The sequence below is a fragment of the Kribbella sp. NPDC055071 genome (assembly GCF_053608045.1).
In genome coordinates, this window is record NZ_JBSGUS010000013.1 from 168,397 (window position 1) to 184,427 (window position 16,031).

14 protein-coding genes are annotated in these 16,031 nt (G+C 67.4%); 6 read left to right on the plus strand and 8 right to left on the minus strand.

What is annotated here, in order from left to right; all coding sequences use genetic code 11:
• Positions 1-216: 216 nt before the first annotated feature.
• Positions 217-3,819, plus strand: coding sequence for a GH116 family glycosyl hydrolase (locus ACWF4Z_RS22385; protein ID WP_452245052.1), 3,603 nt, complete (start codon positions 217-219; stop codon positions 3,817-3,819).
• On the opposite strand, the gene ACWF4Z_RS22390 is transcribed toward ACWF4Z_RS22385, so the two are convergent.
• From ACWF4Z_RS22390 to ACWF4Z_RS22420, 7 genes are all read right to left on the minus strand, one after another.
• The gene (locus ACWF4Z_RS22390; protein WP_452245053.1) at positions 3,809-4,633 is read right to left on the minus strand and encodes an alpha/beta fold hydrolase; all 825 of its coding nucleotides are present in this window, start codon (positions 4,631-4,633) and stop codon (positions 3,809-3,811) included. The two genes, ACWF4Z_RS22385 and ACWF4Z_RS22390, sit on opposite strands and share 11 nt — an antisense overlap.
• A gap of 800 nt (positions 4,634-5,433) precedes the next feature.
• Positions 5,434-6,486 carry an ABC transporter ATP-binding protein gene (locus ACWF4Z_RS22395; protein WP_452245054.1) on the minus strand — a complete coding sequence of 351 codons (1,053 nt, stop codon included), beginning with the start codon at positions 6,484-6,486 and terminating at the stop codon, positions 5,434-5,436.
• Positions 6,483-7,508: an ABC transporter ATP-binding protein gene (locus ACWF4Z_RS22400; RefSeq protein ID WP_452245055.1), complete on the minus strand. Its 1,026-nt coding sequence runs from the start codon at positions 7,506-7,508 to the stop codon at positions 6,483-6,485. The genes ACWF4Z_RS22395 and ACWF4Z_RS22400 overlap by 4 nt, the downstream gene beginning before the upstream one ends.
• Positions 7,489-8,421, minus strand: coding sequence for an ABC transporter permease (locus tag ACWF4Z_RS22405; RefSeq protein WP_452245056.1), 933 nt, complete (start codon positions 8,419-8,421; stop codon positions 7,489-7,491). Before ACWF4Z_RS22405 ends, ACWF4Z_RS22400 begins: the two co-directional genes overlap by 20 nt.
• 3 nt (positions 8,422-8,424) lie before the next feature.
• Positions 8,425-9,423, minus strand: a complete 999-nt coding sequence (locus tag ACWF4Z_RS22410; protein ID WP_452245057.1) for an ABC transporter permease — start codon at positions 9,421-9,423, stop codon at positions 8,425-8,427.
• Between the two features lie 42 nt (positions 9,424-9,465).
• A complete protein-coding gene (locus tag ACWF4Z_RS22415) occupies positions 9,466-11,184 on the minus strand; it encodes an ABC transporter substrate-binding protein (protein ID WP_452245058.1) in 1,719 nt (572 codons plus the stop codon).
• The gene (locus tag ACWF4Z_RS22420) at positions 11,181-12,149 is read right to left on the minus strand and encodes an ROK family protein (protein WP_452245059.1); all 969 of its coding nucleotides are present in this window, start codon (positions 12,147-12,149) and stop codon (positions 11,181-11,183) included. The genes ACWF4Z_RS22415 and ACWF4Z_RS22420 overlap by 4 nt, the downstream gene beginning before the upstream one ends.
• A gap of 132 nt (positions 12,150-12,281) precedes the next feature.
• On the opposite strand from ACWF4Z_RS22420, the gene ACWF4Z_RS22425 reads away from it, so the two are divergent.
• Genes ACWF4Z_RS22425 through ACWF4Z_RS22440 form a run of 4 tightly spaced genes read left to right on the plus strand, consistent with a single transcriptional unit; the run spans position 12,282 to position 14,941 of the window.
• Positions 12,282-13,484, plus strand: coding sequence for an ROK family transcriptional regulator (locus ACWF4Z_RS22425; RefSeq protein WP_452245060.1), 1,203 nt, complete (start codon positions 12,282-12,284; stop codon positions 13,482-13,484).
• Positions 13,485-13,543: 59 nt separating this feature from the next.
• Positions 13,544-14,143: a hypothetical protein gene (locus ACWF4Z_RS22430; protein WP_452245061.1), complete on the plus strand. Its 600-nt coding sequence runs from the start codon at positions 13,544-13,546 to the stop codon at positions 14,141-14,143.
• Between the two features lie 27 nt (positions 14,144-14,170).
• Entirely contained in the window at positions 14,171-14,530 is a 360-nt protein-coding gene (locus ACWF4Z_RS22435; protein WP_452245062.1) for a VOC family protein, read from the plus strand.
• A gap of 3 nt (positions 14,531-14,533) precedes the next feature.
• Positions 14,534-14,941, plus strand: a complete 408-nt coding sequence (locus ACWF4Z_RS22440) for a hypothetical protein (protein WP_452245063.1) — start codon at positions 14,534-14,536, stop codon at positions 14,939-14,941.
• On the opposite strand, the gene ACWF4Z_RS22445 is transcribed toward ACWF4Z_RS22440, so the two are convergent.
• Complete coding sequence (locus ACWF4Z_RS22445) at positions 14,930-15,424, minus strand: winged helix-turn-helix transcriptional regulator (protein WP_452245064.1); 495 nt, start codon at positions 15,422-15,424, stop codon at positions 14,930-14,932. The genes ACWF4Z_RS22440 and ACWF4Z_RS22445 overlap by 12 nt on opposite strands.
• A 75-nt stretch (positions 15,425-15,499) precedes the next feature.
• Between ACWF4Z_RS22445 and ACWF4Z_RS22450 the strand changes: the two genes are divergently transcribed.
• Positions 15,500-15,952 carry a nuclear transport factor 2 family protein gene (locus ACWF4Z_RS22450; protein WP_452245065.1) on the plus strand — a complete coding sequence of 151 codons (453 nt, stop codon included), beginning with the start codon at positions 15,500-15,502 and terminating at the stop codon, positions 15,950-15,952.
• The last annotated feature ends 79 nt before the right edge of the window (positions 15,953-16,031 follow it).

Genomic DNA, 16,031 nt, shown 5'->3' on the forward strand with positions numbered 1-16,031 from the left:
TGAGTTTTCGCGCCGTCCCCCGACCGGCCCTTGCGTATATGACGTGTCACCGGCCCCGGATCGGTTGCATCTCCGGCCGGAGCGGAGCGGCGACTCTCATCCCGGCGACCGGGCCGTGCCTGAACAGTTGACCTGCGGGGTGGTCGTGGCTACGGTATGGGAAATCGATTTCTCATGAACTGATTCCGCGCTCCTTCGCTGCCTCGAGGGGAACGAATGGACACCATCGAACTGCCCGCCGGATGTGCGAACCGATCATGTGCCGGCGACTGTCCACGCGCCGAGCTGAGTCGCCGTACGTTCATCGCGCTGGGGGCGGGAGCGGTCGGCGCGCTGGCCGTTGTCCCGGATCCGGCGGTGGCGTCGGCGAGCTCACCCACGCACGATGCCGCGACGCTGTTCGGGCGTGGGCGGCCGACGTCGTACACGGGAGCCGCGTTGCCGCGGATCGGGATGCCGGTGAGCGGCGGGACGACCGGGCAGGTGTATCTCGCGGGTGACGGGCGGTTGTGGGCGTGGGACATCTTCAATCCGTCGTCGTACCCACTCGGTGGTGCGGACTTCACCGGTCACAACTACGCCGACCCGCGCTCAGCGGACCAGCAGGGTGCATCGCAGTTCCGGCAGGGGTTCGCGGTGCGGACCACGACTCGCGGCCGAACCACGACCCGGACTGTGGACGCGGCCGGCTTCGACGACGTGCGCTTCACCGGTCAGTATCCGATCGGGCGCGTGTCGTACGACGCCTCCGACAGCCCGGTCGAGGTGACGCTCGAGGCCTTCTCGCCGTTCATCCCGTTGGCCACGCTCGACTCCACGCTGCCCGCGACGATCATGGCGTTCACACTGCGGAACACGTCGTCGACCCGAGTCCGCGCGACCCTCCTCGGGTACGCCGAGAACCCGGTCTGCCTGGACAGTCGCGACCGGCAGCCGACCCGGCTCCAGGCGCGGAGCTTCCGCAGTGGGATCGAGTTCGGCGCGGTCGACGATCTGGACGCCGAGCAGGGCGACATCCTGTTCGAGGACTGGGAGAAGGACACGTACGACGGCTGGACGGTGACCGGGGACGCGTTCGGATCCGGGCCGGTCCGGCCTCTCGACGTACCGAATCTGATGAAGCGGTTCGGCGATCTCAACGTGTCCGGGACGCGACTCGTCACGTCGTACGACGCGCACGCGGGCGACACGGCGACGGGGAAGCTGACCAGCCGCGAGTTCACCATCGAACGGCGCTACGTCTCGGTCGGCGTCGGCGGTGGCCAGGGTGCGGTCAACGTTGTGGTCGACGGCCAGGTGGTCGCGTCCGCGACGGGCGAGGAGAGCGAACCACTGGTCGGCCGGATGTTCGACGTCGGGGCGTACAAGGGGCGGACCGCGCGGATCGAGATCGTCGATGTGTCCACAGGTCCGTGGGGGCACATCAGCTGCGACGCGATCGTGTTCACCGACCGTCCGGACATCCTCTTCGAGAACTGGGACAAGCCGACGTACGACGGTTGGACCGTCACCGGCGACGCCTTCGGCCCCGGGCCGGTCACGGCGGCCGAGACGCCGGACGGCTTCCGCCGCCCGTTCGGTTTGCGGACCGAGCTCAACGTCACCGGCCGGTTCGTGACGTCGTACAACTTCCGGCTGCCGGGCGATCCCGATGCGCACACAGGCACGTTGACGAGTCGCGAGTTCACCATCGAACGCCGGTTCGTGACGGCGTGGGTCGGCGGCGGTCATCACCAGGGCGAGACCTGTCTCAATGTCGTGGTCGACGGCCACGTGATCGCGAGCACCGCCGGCACCGACATCGAACCCCTGACGGCCGTGTCGATGGACGTCGGCCGGTATGCGGGCCGGACCGCCCACATCCAGATCGTCGACAACAACACCGGCGGCTGGGGCCACGTGAACGTCGACCGGATCATCTTCAGCGATCGTCCGGTCCGCCGCCAACCGGTCGCGGACCGTCCGGACGGCGGTACCTTCGCGCTCGCCGCGCTGGGATCGGCGTCCACGACACGCCCGTCGATCGCCGATTGGTCCACGACGGACGCGCTCTTCGACGCACCGGCGGGACCGCTGCAAGCCGACGGTTCCCAGGCCGGCACAGTCTCGGTCGACCTGACCCTGGCGCCGGGGGAATCCCGGACGGTCCGGTTCGTCTACGGCTGGTTCTTCCCCAACCCCGAACGCGAACTCTTCTCCGAGCTCGTCGGCGCATCGACGCTGCGACGGCACTACGCGACCCGGTTCGACTCCGCACACGAAGTCGTCGAGTACGTCGGCAAGCACGCCGACCGGCTCGAGCGAGCCACGAAGTCCTGGGTCGAGACCTGGTACGACGACTCCTCGCTGCCGCACTGGTTCCTGGAACGAACCCTGGCCACGGCGTCCACCCTCGCGACCGGGACCTGTTACCGCTGGGACGACGGCCGGTTCTATGCCTGGGAAGGCACCTACTGCTGCGCCGGCACCTGTGAGCACGTCTGGAACTACGCGCAGGCGATCGGCCGGCTCTTCCCCGACCTCGAGCGCGACACCCGCGAGCGCGTCGACCTCGGTATCGCGTTCAAGCCGACCGGCGAGATCGGCAACCGCGGTGAGGCAGGGGACGCGTCGAGTTCGTTCGCCGACGGTCAGAGCGGGACGATCCTGCGGATCTATCGCGAACACCAGATGGCGAAGGACTCCGCGTTCCTGCGGCGGGTCTGGCCGCGGGTGCGCACCGCGGTCGAGTTCCTGATCACGCATCGCGACGGACCGGACGAGGACGGCATCATCCGCGGCAGCCAGTGGAACACGCTCGACACCGAGTGGTTCGGTGAGGTCCCGTGGCTGAGTGGGCTCTACATCGCCGCGCTCCGGGCCGCGGCCGCGATGGCGTCGGACCTGGGTGACTCCGCGAGCGCGACTCGCTACACCACGATCGCCGGCCGGGGAGCGGCGTACCTGAAGGATCGGCTCTGGAACGACGAGTTCGGGTACTACGTGCAGACGGTGGATCCGGCGCATCCGGCCGAGAACAGCAACCGCGGGCTGTTCATCGACCAGATGTACGGACAGACCTACGCGGCTCAGCTCGGGCTGCCGCGCGTCTTCCCCGCGGACCAGGCCCGAACGGCGCTGGCGAAGCTCTACGAGTCGAACTTCCGGACCGATCCGGACACGTACCGTCCGCCCGGAGTGAACCCAGGACGCGTGTACACGACCGATGGTGAGACTGGCACGATCATGGCGACCTGGCCGCATGGCGGATCCACCGAGACGCATGGCCTGATGTATTTCAACGAGGTCTGGACCGGGCAGGAGTACCAGTTCGCGGCGCACCTGTTCGCCGAGGGGATGACCACCGAGGCGCTGGCGGTGACGCGCGCGATCTACGAGCGGTACTCGGGCGAGAAACGCAATCCCTACAACGAGATCGAGGCCAGCGACCACTACGCCCGGGCGATGATGGGGTACGGCGTCTACCTCGCGGCCTGCGGCTACGAGTACCACGGCCCCAAAGGTCACCTGGGCTTCGCGCCACGCATCCGCCCCGAGGACTTCCGCTGCGCGTTCACGGCCGCGGAGGGCTGGGGCCTCTACCGCCAACGGCGAAGCCGCCAGTCGCTGTCCGCGAGCATCGACGTTCGCTACGGCCGCGTCCGCCTCACCACCCTCTCCGTCGAGACCGAGAGACCGGCCCGGCACGTCGAGATCCGCCACGGACACACCCGGCTACCGTCGCATTTCGTTGCTACCGGCAACCGGGTGCTGGTAACCCTCGCCCACGGCGTCACAGTCGGCCCGGACCGGCCGCTGGAGCTCGAGGTCAGGACCTGAAGAACTCGAGCAGGTCCTTGTTGACCACGTCGGGGTGAGTGGTCGGCAGGCCGTGGGGGAGACCCTGGTAGGTCTTGAGGATGCCGTTCTTCAGCAGGGCGGCCGACTTCGGGCCGGAGGCAACGTACGGAACGATCTGGTCGTCCTCGCTGTGCACCACCAGCACCGGGATGCCGATCTGCTGGAGGTCCTCGGTGAAGTCGGTCTGGGAGAACGCGACGATGCCGTCGTAGTGGGCCTTGGCGCCGCCGGTCATGCCCTGGCGGACCCAGTTGTCGACGACCGCGTCGGACGGGTCGGAGTCCGGCCGGTTGTAGCCGTAGAAGGGGCCGGCCGCGAGGTCGTGGTAGAACCTCGACCGGCTCGCGGCCAGTTGGGCCTGGAAGCCGTCGAAGACCTCCTTGGGCAGACCTTCGGGATTGGCGTCGGTCTTGACCATCAGTGGCGGCACCGCGCAGAGCAGTGCGGCCTTCGCGGCGCGGCTCTCGCCGTGCTTGGCCAGGTAGTGCACGACCTCGCCGCCGCCGGTCGAGTGACCGACGTGAATGGCGTCGTGCAGGTCGAGCTGCTCGACCACCGCGGCCAGGTCGTCCGCGTAGTGGTCCATGTCGTGACCGTCACCGGTCTGGGTGGATCGGCCGTGACCGCGGCGGTCGTGCGCGACCACCCGGTACCCCTGCTGCAGGAAGAACAGCATCTGGTTGTCCCAGTCGTCGGCCGACAACGGCCATCCATGACTGAAGACGATCGGCTGCCCCTGGCCCCAATCCTTGTAGTAGATCTCAGTGCCGTCGCTAGTTGCGATCGTTCCCACTGTCACCACCTCCGCGTCACTCTAACTCCGCACCCGCGCGCCGCGGAACCCGCGATTTCAGCCTCAGGTGGGGTGTGTGGAGCCGACACGAACACCGCCTCGCGGCGGCTCGGGTCGGCACCGGCTGTTCCCGGCCCGGAATCCCGCCACCCGGACAATCCCGGCCACATCACGAGACCGACCGACCCAGCGCGGCATCTCCGGAAACTTCTGGTCGATATCCGCAGATTTTCTTCCGGAGACCGGCGCGGCCGGACCCCAGCCACTCACCAACCACCGACCCGGCCCTGCCGGGCGAGGTCGTGAGCGTGGACAGGCGTTCGACGGTCTGATTGGTGAGTGATGCAGGTCCGCTCACCAACCAGGCGACGCCCGGCGCCACCACCCCGGCTCCCCCACCCGTCAGCCTCACCACAGCCCACCACCGTGAACACACCGGCGACCCACCCACACCGCCCGTCAGCCTCACCACAACCCACCACCGTGAACACGGCGGCGACCCACCCGGACCCGGCTCGTCAGCCTCACCACAGTCCAGCACCGTGATCGCACCCAGCACGCGACCACTCGGGTCAGCGGCTCCGGAATAGCTGCCGATTTCCCTGGTCGCGGTGGTGTGGGTCAAGGGTCGAAGATCGCGCAGCGACGCCGAAGGCGCCCTTGACGCACGCCGCCGCGACTGGCACGATCACGCAGCCCGGAGACCGCGCCACCACATCCCCGACGCGCAAACCGGACGAGCGGCGTACCAGCACTTCGCGCCCCCGCCGAAGGCGGCAGGAGTCAGCGGTGGCCGATGTTCAGGCGTCTACCTCGGGTGGTGTGCGGAAGCCGGGGTCGGGGTCGGCGACGTGGCAGGCGGCGTCGTGGGCTTCGCCGAGGAGCCGGCGGGTCGGCGTGATCTGGTGGCACTTGTCGATGACGAGCGGGCAGCGCCAGCGGAACCGGCAGCCGGGGGTCGGGTCGATGACCTTCGGTGGTTCGCCGGTGTCACCCTCGACGGCCGGGGACAGCGGCGCCCGGGGATCGGGCACGGCTCCGAGCAGCAGGTCCGTGTACGGGTGCTTGGGATTGGCGAGCACCGACTCGACCGGGCCGGCCTCGACCAGGTGACCGGCGTACATGATCATCAGCCGGTCGGCGACGTACCGGGCGCTGGCGATGTCGTGGGTGATGTAGAGGAACGAGACGCCCTCGGACTCGCGCAGCTCGGCCATCAGGTTGAGCAGCCCGATCCGGATCGACACGTCGAGCATTGAGACCGGCTCGTCGGCCAGGATGAGCTTGGGTTTGTGCGCCAGCGCCTGGGCGAAGCCGATCCGCTGGCGTTGGCCACCGCTCAGCTCGTAGGGATAGCGGTTCATCACGTCCCCGGCGGGAGTGAGGCCGACGGCTTCGATCACCCGCTCGGCTTCGGCGTACCGGTCGGCGCGCGTCGTGAGGTCGGGTCGGTGCAGCTTGAGGCTGCGCAGGACGCCGTGGGAGACCCGGAACGCCGGATTCAGCGAGCTGAAGGGGTCCTGGAAGACCATCGGTACGTCGGCACGGTAGGACAACTGATCGCGCCGGGAACGCCGTTCGACCAGCGACTTGCCCTGGTAGAGGATGTCGCCGGTGGTCGGCTTGTAGACCCCGGCGAGCAGCCGCGCGATCGTGCTCTTGCCGCTCCCGCTCTCGCCGGCGAGAGCGACGATCTCCTGCCGGCCGATGGTGAAGTCGACGTCGTCCACCGCGTGCAGCAGCTTGGGGGAGAAGCCACGGCCGACCCGGAAGTGCTTGGTCAGCTTCTTCGTCTCGATCAACGGCGCGGTGTCCACCGGGGGAGCGGTCCGATCCACATCGGCAGTCGTCATGAGGAGACCTCCCGCAGCTTCTCGGCCGGCTTGTGGTCAGGGGCGTGCAGCAGGCAGCGGGCCTGGACGGCTCCGACCTGGTAGAGGTCGGGCTCGATCTTCGGGCAGTCCTCGAACGCCTTCGGGCAGCGTGGCTGGAAGCGGCAGCCGCTCGGTGGGTTCGCGAGGTTCGGTGGGCTGCCGGGGATGCCGGTCAGCGGCACCTTCGGCCCGCGGATCGACGGGAACGCGTCGAGCAGGCCGGAGCTGTACGGATGGGCGGGATGGTCGAAGACCGCCCGGGTCGCGCCGAACTCGACGACCTGACCGGCGTACATCACGACGAGCTTGTCGGAGAAGTGACTGACCAGCGACATGTCGTGCGTGACGAAGATGACCGCGAAGCCGAGCCGCCGCTGCAGTTCCTTGATCTGGACCATCAGCGAGCGCTGCGCCACCACGTCGAGCGCCGAGGTCGGCTCGTCCATGATGATCAGGTCGGGCGTGAACAGCAGCGCCATCGCGATCATTGCCCGCTGCCGCATCCCGCCGCTGAGCTGGTGCGGATAGCTGTTCAGGTGGATCGGGTCGATGCCGACCAGCCGCAGCACCTCGGCGGGACGGTCGGCGGCGACCGCCTCGTCGTGCGCCATGATCGCGTCCTTGAACTGGGCGCCGATGCTCTTGACCGGGTTGAGGGCGTTCATCGCGCTCTGCATCACGACGGAGAAGTTCACCCAGCGCATCGCGGCGAGCTTCTTCTCGTTCATCGCGACGAGTTCCTGCCCGTTGAACTTCACGCTTCCGCCGGTGATCGCGGCCGGCGAGCTCAGCAGTTGGGCGATGGCGAACAGCAGCGTCGACTTGCCGCAGCCGGACTCGCCGACCACTCCGACGAACTCACCGGCGTGAACGTCGAGGTCCACCTTGTCGACCGCGACCACCGGCCGGTCGCCGGTGTCGTACTCGACGGTGAGATTGCGGACCTCGAGAATCGGCCGGTCCTCAAATCGTGGCTGGTCCTCAGACTGATGACTTGGCACGTCGCCTCCGAACCGGCCGCAGTGCGGGGTTGCTGATCTCGTCGAACGCATAGTTGAGCAGGGCAAACGAAACACCGAGCAGCGCGACCGCCAGACCCGGCGACAGCGCCCACGCGGGCAGGCCGTTCACGAGGGCGCCTTGGTTCTGTGCCCAGTAGAGCATCGTTCCCCAGCTCAGCGAGTTGGGATCGCCGAGGCCGAGGAACTGCAGGCCGGCAGCGGTGAGCACCGAGTACAGCGCGGCCCCGAGGAAGTTGGCCACGATCAGCGAGATCATCGTCGGCAGGACCTCGACGACGATGATGTACGACGACCGCTCACCACGGACCCGGGCCGACTCGAGGAAGTCCCGGTTCCGTAGCGACAACGCCTGCGCCCGCATCTGTCTGGCGCCGTACGACCACCCGGTGAGAATCAGCACGATGATGATCACCGTCAAGTTGCCCTTACCGGCGTACGTCGCCAGCACGATGATCAGCGGGAACGTCGGAAGGACCAGGAAGATGTCCGTGAACATCGACAACACGTCGTCGGCGAACCCGCCGAGATAGGCGGCCGAGACCCCGATGATCACCGACAGGATGGTTGCTCCGAGTCCGGCGACCACCGCGATGACGAGTGACTCACGCGTGCTGTAGACGAGCTCGGCGTACACGTCCTGGCCGAGTCCCGTCGTACCGAGCCAGTGCTTGCCGGAGGGATGCGCCAGCGGGGTGTCGCCGATCGCCCGGGGATCGCCGTGCAGCCACGGTACGAACAGATGCGGGAACGCCGCCAGCAGGATGAACAGGAGCAGCAGGGCCGCACCCACCATGGCCTTGCGGTTGCGCAGGACGGCCCGCAGCAGTCCACCCCGCGGGCGTCGGGTCGTGGTCGCGACGGGCGCGGCGGTGCCGGCAACGATAGCGCTCATCGTCTATCCCTTCGTCCGGGCTCGTGGGTCGAGCAGGAACACCGCGAAGTCGCAGAGCAGGACACAGATCAGCACGGCCAGTGTCACCAGCAGGAAGAGTGCCTGCAGCAACGGATAGTCCGTACTCACGGTGGCGTTGTAGAACATGTAGCCCAGGCCTGGGTAGTTGAAGACGTATTCGACCAAGATCGTCCCGGAGATGACGAAACCGAGCGACATCGCGAAACCGGACAGGTTCGGCAGGAACGCGTTCCGGCCGGCGTAGCCGAACATGATCCGCCGGTTCGGGATGCCTTTCGCGCGGGCCATCCGGACGTAGTCCTCGGCCAGCGTGGTCACCATGTTGTTCCGCATGGTCAGGATCCATCCACCGACCGCGGTGATCAGGATCGTCGCGGCCGGCAGGATGCCGTGCTTGAGGACGCTGAGGACGAACTCGCCGCTGAACCCCGGCGTCAGTCCCTGGTCGTAGTTGAAGTCGTTCGGGAGCACCGGATTGTTGCCGATCGCAAACAACGAGATCAGCAACAGCGCCACCCAGAAGTACGGCAGCGCTGAGGTGACGATGAAGACCGGCGGCACGATCCCGTCGATCAGACCACCCCGCCGCCAGCCCGCGACGGTGCCGATCAGCGTGCCGATGACGAAGGCCAGGATCGTCGCGATCCCCACCAGCCCTAGCGTCCACGGCAGCGCGTCCCCGATGAGCTGGGTCACCGGGACACCGAGGCTGCTGCCGATCGACACCCCCCAGTGCCCCGTGACCATCGCCTTCAGGTACTCGACGTACTGCAACATGATGTTCTTGCCCGGGTCGAACCCGAACTCGGCCAGCACCGTGCGCAGCTGGTCCGGCGAGACCACCGAACCACCCTTGCTGAACCGCTCCCGCAGCGCCTCCTCGGGGCTGCCGGGCATCAGCCGCGGGATGAAGAAGTTCAGCGTCATCGCTGCCCAGAGAGTGAGCACGAAGAACCCGAGACGACGGATCAGGTACCGCACGACAACCCCCTCGTGCCTACTCTCCTCACAGCTGCCCTTCCCTTACTTCTGCGCGGACTTCGAGTACAGGTTGGCCAGCACCTGACCGACATCGGGGATGTTGTACGGCGCGGGCTGCGCGTAGGGATCGTCCTGCGTCGGCCAGCCCTCGAGGTCCTTGGTGTTGTACTGGTACCAGTCGACCGACTCGGTGGTCGGGATGATCGGTACGTCCTTGAGCATGAACGACGAGATCTGCTTGATCAGCTTGACCTGCGTGTCCGCGTCGGCGGCGGCGTACTGGTCGAACAGCTTGTCGACGTCGGGGTTGAGGTAGCGCGAATAGTTGCTGTTGGCCTGCTTGCCGATCGGGGCGCTGTTCTTCGAGTACAGCAGTTGCCGCAGCTCGTAGTACGGCGAGGGCCCGCCGGAGAGGTTCGAGTACGCCAGGTCGTAGTCACCGGTGTAGAGCTTCTGGTTGTACGACTGCTGCTGCAGGTCCTGGATCGTCAACTCGATGCCGACGGCGGCAAGCTGCTGCTTGACGACCGCGAGCGAGGCATCCCAGTCGGTGTAGCCGGTGACCGTGATGACGTCGAGCTTCAGCGGGTTGGACGACGAGTAGCCGGCGCTTTGCAGGAGTTGCTTGGCCTTGTCCGGGTTCGGCTTGTCGTACCCGGAGGCGGTCAGCGCGTCCTTGTCGAAGTACTTGTCGAACGTCGGACTGACCACGCCGGTCTGGTTCGCGGCCGGCTGGTAGCCGCTCTCACCGATCTTCGAGATCTGCTCCCGGTCGAGCGCGTAGGCGATCGCCTGCCGGATCGCGAGGTTGCTGGTCACCTTGTGCGACGGGTCGTTGTTCGCCACGATCGCGACGTTGGCGGTCGGTGGGAACCAGTAGTTGTTCTGCGGCGACTTGGCCTTGTAGAAGTTGTCGATGTTCGGGATGTACTGGCCACCCCACTGCGCCTTGCCGCTGGCCAGGTCGAGGTTGGCCGGGTTGTTGTCCAGGTACGCCGGGTACTGCACCTTGGCGACGTACGGCTTGCCCGGCTGCCAGTAGTTGCCATTGGCAACGTAAGAGATGTTGTTCGCGGTGCAGGACTCGACCGTGAACGGTCCGGTCCCGACCGGCTTGGTGTCGGCCCAGGTGGCCGGCTTGGAGGCCGCCTCGCCGCTGGACCAGATGTGCTTGGGGACGATGCCGATCTGGTTGGCGAAGTTGAAGAAGTACGGCTCGGCGGCCGACTTGAACTTCAGGGTGACCTTGTTCCCGGCGGCGGTGACGCTGGTCAGGCCGGCGCCGGTCCACAGCGAGTAGAGGTCGAGGGCGGGCTCTTCCTTCATCCGCGTGAACGTGTAGACGACGTCGTCCGCGCTGAACGGCTGGCCGTCGCTCCACTTCACGCCGTCGCGGATGGTGAAGACGATCGAGTCCTTCTTCGGCGACCAGGCGAAGTCGGTCGCCAGCATCGGCGTGGTCGCGCCGCTCTTGAGCACGTTGACGAAGGTCAGTGGCTCGTAGACGAACCCGAGGGCGACCTGGTTGACCGACGGGTTGAACGGGTTGAACTGGCACGGCCAGGTCTGACCGCCGACGTTGGCGATCGTGACGGTGCCGCCCTTCTTGTAGGCCCCCGCGCCCTGGCCGGTACTGCTGCTCGTCGAGGACGCCGGGTTGCTCGACGCCGCCCCGATCGGCTTGTCGCCGCCGCCACACCCCGCGACGGCCAGCAGGCCGATCGCCACGGCGGTGACGCCGAATCGTTTGATGCCCCTCATCGGCTCTGCCTTTCACTGCTCGAACTCAGGATTCCTGCGAATGCCTCGTCGCCCAGGGCCGCGCCTGCGGCCTCGACGCCGAGGGCTAATGCCCCCACCAGCGGTGCGTCCGATGGGAAGCGGGCCACCATCAACTCCGGCGGGAAGGGAACTGCTACGTCCAGTGCCCGGCGCAGCTCGGGTTCGATCCGATCCCAGGCTCCGACCAGGCCGCCACCGGCGACGATCCGGGCCGGATCGATGGCGATCGTGAGGTTGACGAGGTGCATCGCCAGTTCGCGAGTGAACTCGTCGGTGAGGACGGCGGCGTCCGCCTGGGTGCGCGCCATCGTGAAGACGTCCGCCGCCGTCACCGGTCGCCCCAGCCGGGTGCTACCGGTGGTCTCGAGTGCCTGGCCACTGACGACATGTTCCAGGATGGTGCGCTCATCGGCGCAGATCCAAACGTCTCCGGCGGCGCGCAGGTTGTAACCGATCTCGCCGGAGGCGCCGTGCGCCCCGGAGATAACAGTGCCGCCGGCAACGATCGCGACGGCCAGACCGGTGCCGAGGTTGAGATAGATGCCCGGATCGCAGCCGGTCAGTGCACCCCAGCGTTGCTCGGCCGCCGCGGCGGCCTTCACATCGGTCCCGAACCGGACCGGAACGGTCGGAAAGGCAGCGCGGATCAACTGTCCGAACGGCAGCTCGCCCCAACCGGGGAAGGTGGGTGCGAGTTCGACGCGGTCGTCGTACGGAATGCCCAGGGTGGCCGCGCCGACCCCCGCGAGCTCCTGATCCGGTGCCACCTCGGCGAGCAACTGCTGGGCCGCGGCCAGGCCGCGATCCATCGCCGCGCGCGCTCCGGCCTCGGCCAGACTGTGAACGACACTGTCACCGAGACGGCGACCGGTGACGTCACCGACGGCGACGGCGATCTTCGTCCCACCGAAGTCGAGACCGAGAACAACCGGCGTACGGGTCATCGACTGGCACCTCCACGTGCCGTCCAATAGAATCGATAGGAAACTAACTTAACAATCACCGCGGGCACAAGGGCTAACTGTGACTGCTGTTCGAAGCGTTATCCGAAGAGACACGAACGCAAGGAGATCGACGTGACGGTTGTCGCCGGAGGTGCCTCCGCGGCGCGCCCACAACTGATCCGCTCGATCAACGAGCAGGTCTTGCTGGACCACATCAGGCGGTCCGGACCGGTATCGCGCACCGAGCTGGCCACCCTGACCGGATTGTCGAAGCCGACGGTGTCGGCGGCGCTGAGCAGTCTGGAGCGGTCCGGGCTCGTGCATGCCAGCGGTGCGCGGACGGGTGTGCCGGGCCCGGCTGCGGCGCTGTACGAGGTGCGGCCGGAGGCGGGCTTCGTGCTCGGGCTGGATGTCGGGCGCCAGTTCTTGCGGGGCGCGATCGCGGATCTGGCCGGCACCGTTCGCGCCCGGTTGAGTGTGCGGGCGAAGGCCGGCGACGCGATGGATCGAATCCAGCAGCTGTCGGACCTCGCGTCGACGCTCGCGGCCGAAGCAGGCATCACGGCAGAGCAGCTCACGCAGACCGTGCTGGGCAGTCCCGGTGTCTACGATCCCCGGGTCGACGCGCTGACGTTGACGGGACGGTTGTCCGGCTGGGATTCGCCGGCGACGCTGTCGGCGCTGCGTGATCGCTTCGGTCCGTCCTTGATGATCGAGAACGACGTGGACGCGGCGGCGCTTGCCGAGCGGGTGCACGGACATGGTCGCGATGTCGCCAGCTTCGCGTTCGTCTCGGTCGGTACCGGGCTCGGGATGGGGCTGGTGCTCGACGGCAAGCTGCGGCACGGATCGCACGGAGTCGCGGGGGAGATCGGATATCTGCCGTTCACCGAGGGCAGCGGCAGCGATCCACGCGATGCCCGCAAGCGCGGCGGTTTCGACGCATCGGCGTCGGCGGCCGCTGTGGTCCGCGCCGCGCGGCGAGCCGGGGTGCGTGGCGGGACGACGGCCGAAAAGGTGTTCGCGGCTGCCGCTCGGGGTGATGCGACCGCGGCCGCGGTCGTCGCGGAGGAGGCACTGCTGGTGGCCAAGGCGGTCTGCAGCGTGATCGCAGTGGTGGACCCGGAGCTGATCGTGCTCGGCGGTGGTATCGGCCAGGCGCCGGGGTTCCTGGAGGCCGTCGTCCGCGAACTCCGGCCGCTGGCTCCGGTCATGCCGGACGTCCGCGTCACCCAGTTGGGCGCCGAGACGGTCGTCGCCGGCTGCATCTCCGCCGGACTCGACCGAGCCTGGCAGGACCTCGTCGTCCGGGTTGGTTCTGCCGGCGTGATTTAAGGATGTCTGAAGGATCCCGGTCAGAGTGCTGATGGCAACTATCTGACCTGGGAGGCGCTATGAAGGCGAGCAGGATAGTCAGCGGGGGACTGTTGGTGGGCGGGATGCTGGTGGGTGGCGGGATCGCGACCGCGATTCCTTCGGCGGACGGCGTCGTACACGGTTGTTACACGGGGTCTGGGACGCTGCTCGGGCCGTTGAAGGGGACGCTGCGCGTCGTCGACACCGGTGAGCGGTGCCGGGCGAACGAGAAAGAGCTCACCTGGAACCAGACCGGACCGGCCGGACCACGCGGCGCAGCTGGTCCACAGGGCGCGACTGGTCCGCAGGGCGCAACCGGTCCGCAGGGCGCAGCTGGGGCGCCTGGGGCGCCTGGTGTGTCGGGGTATTCGTATGTGGAGGGCGAGCGGATCACGGCGACCAAGCAGGAGGACGGGTCGTGGTTGGCCGACGCGGATGCCAACTGCCCGGCGGGCAAGCATGCGACCGGCGGTGGGTATCGGACGGTGCAGTTCCAGGGTGGGTTGCCGAAGCTCGCACTGGCCTACGCGAACACGCCGACCGCGTTCGACGACGGCGGTCCGACGAACTGGCACGTGAGTGCGGTTGCCGACCGGGAGTTTGTGGCGGTGGCGTACGCGTTGTGCGCGAGTTCGTGAAAATGCCCGCGCTGTAGGGTGCGGGACATGGCGATTGCTCGGACTCCGACGTTTGTTTTCGACTGCCCGGACGAGGGTGTGCTGGCGGCGTTCTACGGCGAGTTGTTGGGGTGGAAGGCCGAGGGCAAGGACGGGTGGACGGAGCTCCGGCCGGAGGATCGTAGTAGCTGTATCTACTTCCAGAAAGTGGACGACTACAAGGCGCCGATCTGGCCGGGGCAGGAGGTGCCGCAGCAGGTCCACATGGACGTGGTGGTCGAGGATCTCGATGCCGGCGAGGCTGCTGTGCTCGAGCTGGGTGCGACCAAGGCGGAGTATCAGCCGGGGACGACGTTCAGAGTGTTTCTCGACCCGGCGGGACATCCGTTCTGCTTGTGCCTGAGCTGAGCTATGAGTTGGGCTGAAGAACGACGCGAGGCGGCCGCCGCGCATGCGGCCGCGCTCGAGCAGCGGAAGGCCGGCGAGACCGCCAAGGCTCGAGAGTTGCTGGTCGGGTTCATCGCCGAGCTGAAGGCGCGCGGCGTGGAGCCTGAGGAGTTGCGGGCGCAGGTGGTCGGCTCGTCCGCGAGCTACCGGACCGGAGTGCCGGGCTGGTACCTGCGGAAGAATCGTTCGCTGGGTGTCGATGCCGACGCGAACTTCTACATCCTCGGGGTCCCGGCCAGCTTGAAGTCCCGGTTGACCGGCGTACGCATCACGCCGTCCGATCCTCCGCTCGTCGTCGGCCAAGGCGCCCGCGACGGCGAATCCATGCCGCTTGCACAGTTGCTCAGCCTGCGGCTCGACTCAATGCCCTAACACCGACGCGATCAGTGCTGTCCCGGGCGCGGTCCTGCCCCCTGGACCGGCGGAGGCCGCAACCTCTTCCGCGGTCAGTGCATCACCACATTCCGAGCAGCAGACGGTTGCCGTGGTGACCTTTCCGCAGATCGTATGCGTGAACCGCATCGGCTGACCCGCCGGCGGCGTCGCCCATCGATCACCCCACGCCGTCAGCGTAAGCAGGATCGGCACGAGCTCGCGACCCGCGTCGGTCAGCTCGTAGGTGTACCGCACCGGATTCTCCTGGTACGGCGTCCGTACGACGAGCCCGCCGTCCATCAGGGTGTTCAGCCGGTCGGTCAGGAGGTTGCGGGAGATGCCGAGGTCCGTGACGAACTGGTCGAAGCGGTCCAGTCCGAGGTAGAGATCCCGCAGCACCAGGGGAGTCCACCAGTCACCGATGAGTTCGAGCGACTGGGCGAGCGAGCAGTGCATCGAGGCGAAGCTGGTGTTCCGCATGTCACCACTCTAGTCAGTTGCGTCATTGAACTCACTCTCCCTAGGGTGGTGACATCAGCCGACGAGGGGAGTCCCATGTATCACCGGATCGTGGCGGCACAGGTACGGAAGGCGTTCCGGGAGATCAGCGCCGGCAACTGGGAGGCGATGGTCGCGGGGATGGCGCCCGCGTTCACCTACCGGTTCTACGGCGACCACGCGTTGTCCGGTGAGCGGCACACCCACGACGCGCTGCGGCGCTGGTGGGAGCGGTGTTTCCGCCTGCTGCCCGACACCCGCTTCGACGTCCAGGACATCGTGGTCAACGGCTGGCCGTGGAACACGCGGGTCGCCACCGCGGTCACTGTCCACGTGGGTGTCGTCGACGGTTCGCAGTACGAGAACGTCGTACATCAGTTCTTGACGATCCGTTGGGGGAAGATCACCGAGGTGCGGACGCTCGAGGACACCGCCGTACTGGAGAAGACGCTCGATCGGCTCGCGGCCGCCGGGTACGCCGAGGCACACGCGGCACCGATCACCGACTGACCATTGCGGTGCTGACCATTGCGGTGCTGACCGAAAACCCTGCAGCTTCTGGAAACTCGGTACTTTTTGTCGGTCGGGG

Excerpts from the sequence above, each read along its gene's own strand:
- ACWF4Z_RS22420 (WP_452245059.1), bottom strand. The coding sequence starts at position 12,149 with ATGACCCGTACGCCGGTTGTTCTCGGTCTCGACTTCGGTGGGACGAAG.
- ACWF4Z_RS22450 (WP_452245065.1), top strand. The coding sequence starts at position 15,500 with ATGTATCACCGGATCGTGGCGGCACAGGTACGGAAGGCGTTCCGGGAG.
- ACWF4Z_RS22385 (WP_452245052.1), top strand. The coding sequence starts at position 217 with ATGGACACCATCGAACTGCCCGCCGGATGTGCGAACCGATCATGTGCC.
- ACWF4Z_RS22415 (WP_452245058.1), bottom strand. The coding sequence starts at position 11,184 with ATGAGGGGCATCAAACGATTCGGCGTCACCGCCGTGGCGATCGGCCTG.
- ACWF4Z_RS22440 (WP_452245063.1), top strand. The coding sequence starts at position 14,534 with ATGAGTTGGGCTGAAGAACGACGCGAGGCGGCCGCCGCGCATGCGGCC.
- ACWF4Z_RS22405 (WP_452245056.1), bottom strand. The coding sequence starts at position 8,421 with ATGAGCGCTATCGTTGCCGGCACCGCCGCGCCCGTCGCGACCACGACC.
- ACWF4Z_RS22435 (WP_452245062.1), top strand. The coding sequence starts at position 14,171 with ATGGCGATTGCTCGGACTCCGACGTTTGTTTTCGACTGCCCGGACGAG.
- ACWF4Z_RS22395 (WP_452245054.1), bottom strand. The coding sequence starts at position 6,486 with ATGACGACTGCCGATGTGGATCGGACCGCTCCCCCGGTGGACACCGCG.
- ACWF4Z_RS22445 (WP_452245064.1), bottom strand. The coding sequence starts at position 15,424 with ATGCGGAACACCAGCTTCGCCTCGATGCACTGCTCGCTCGCCCAGTCG.
- ACWF4Z_RS22430 (WP_452245061.1), top strand. The coding sequence starts at position 13,544 with ATGAAGGCGAGCAGGATAGTCAGCGGGGGACTGTTGGTGGGCGGGATG.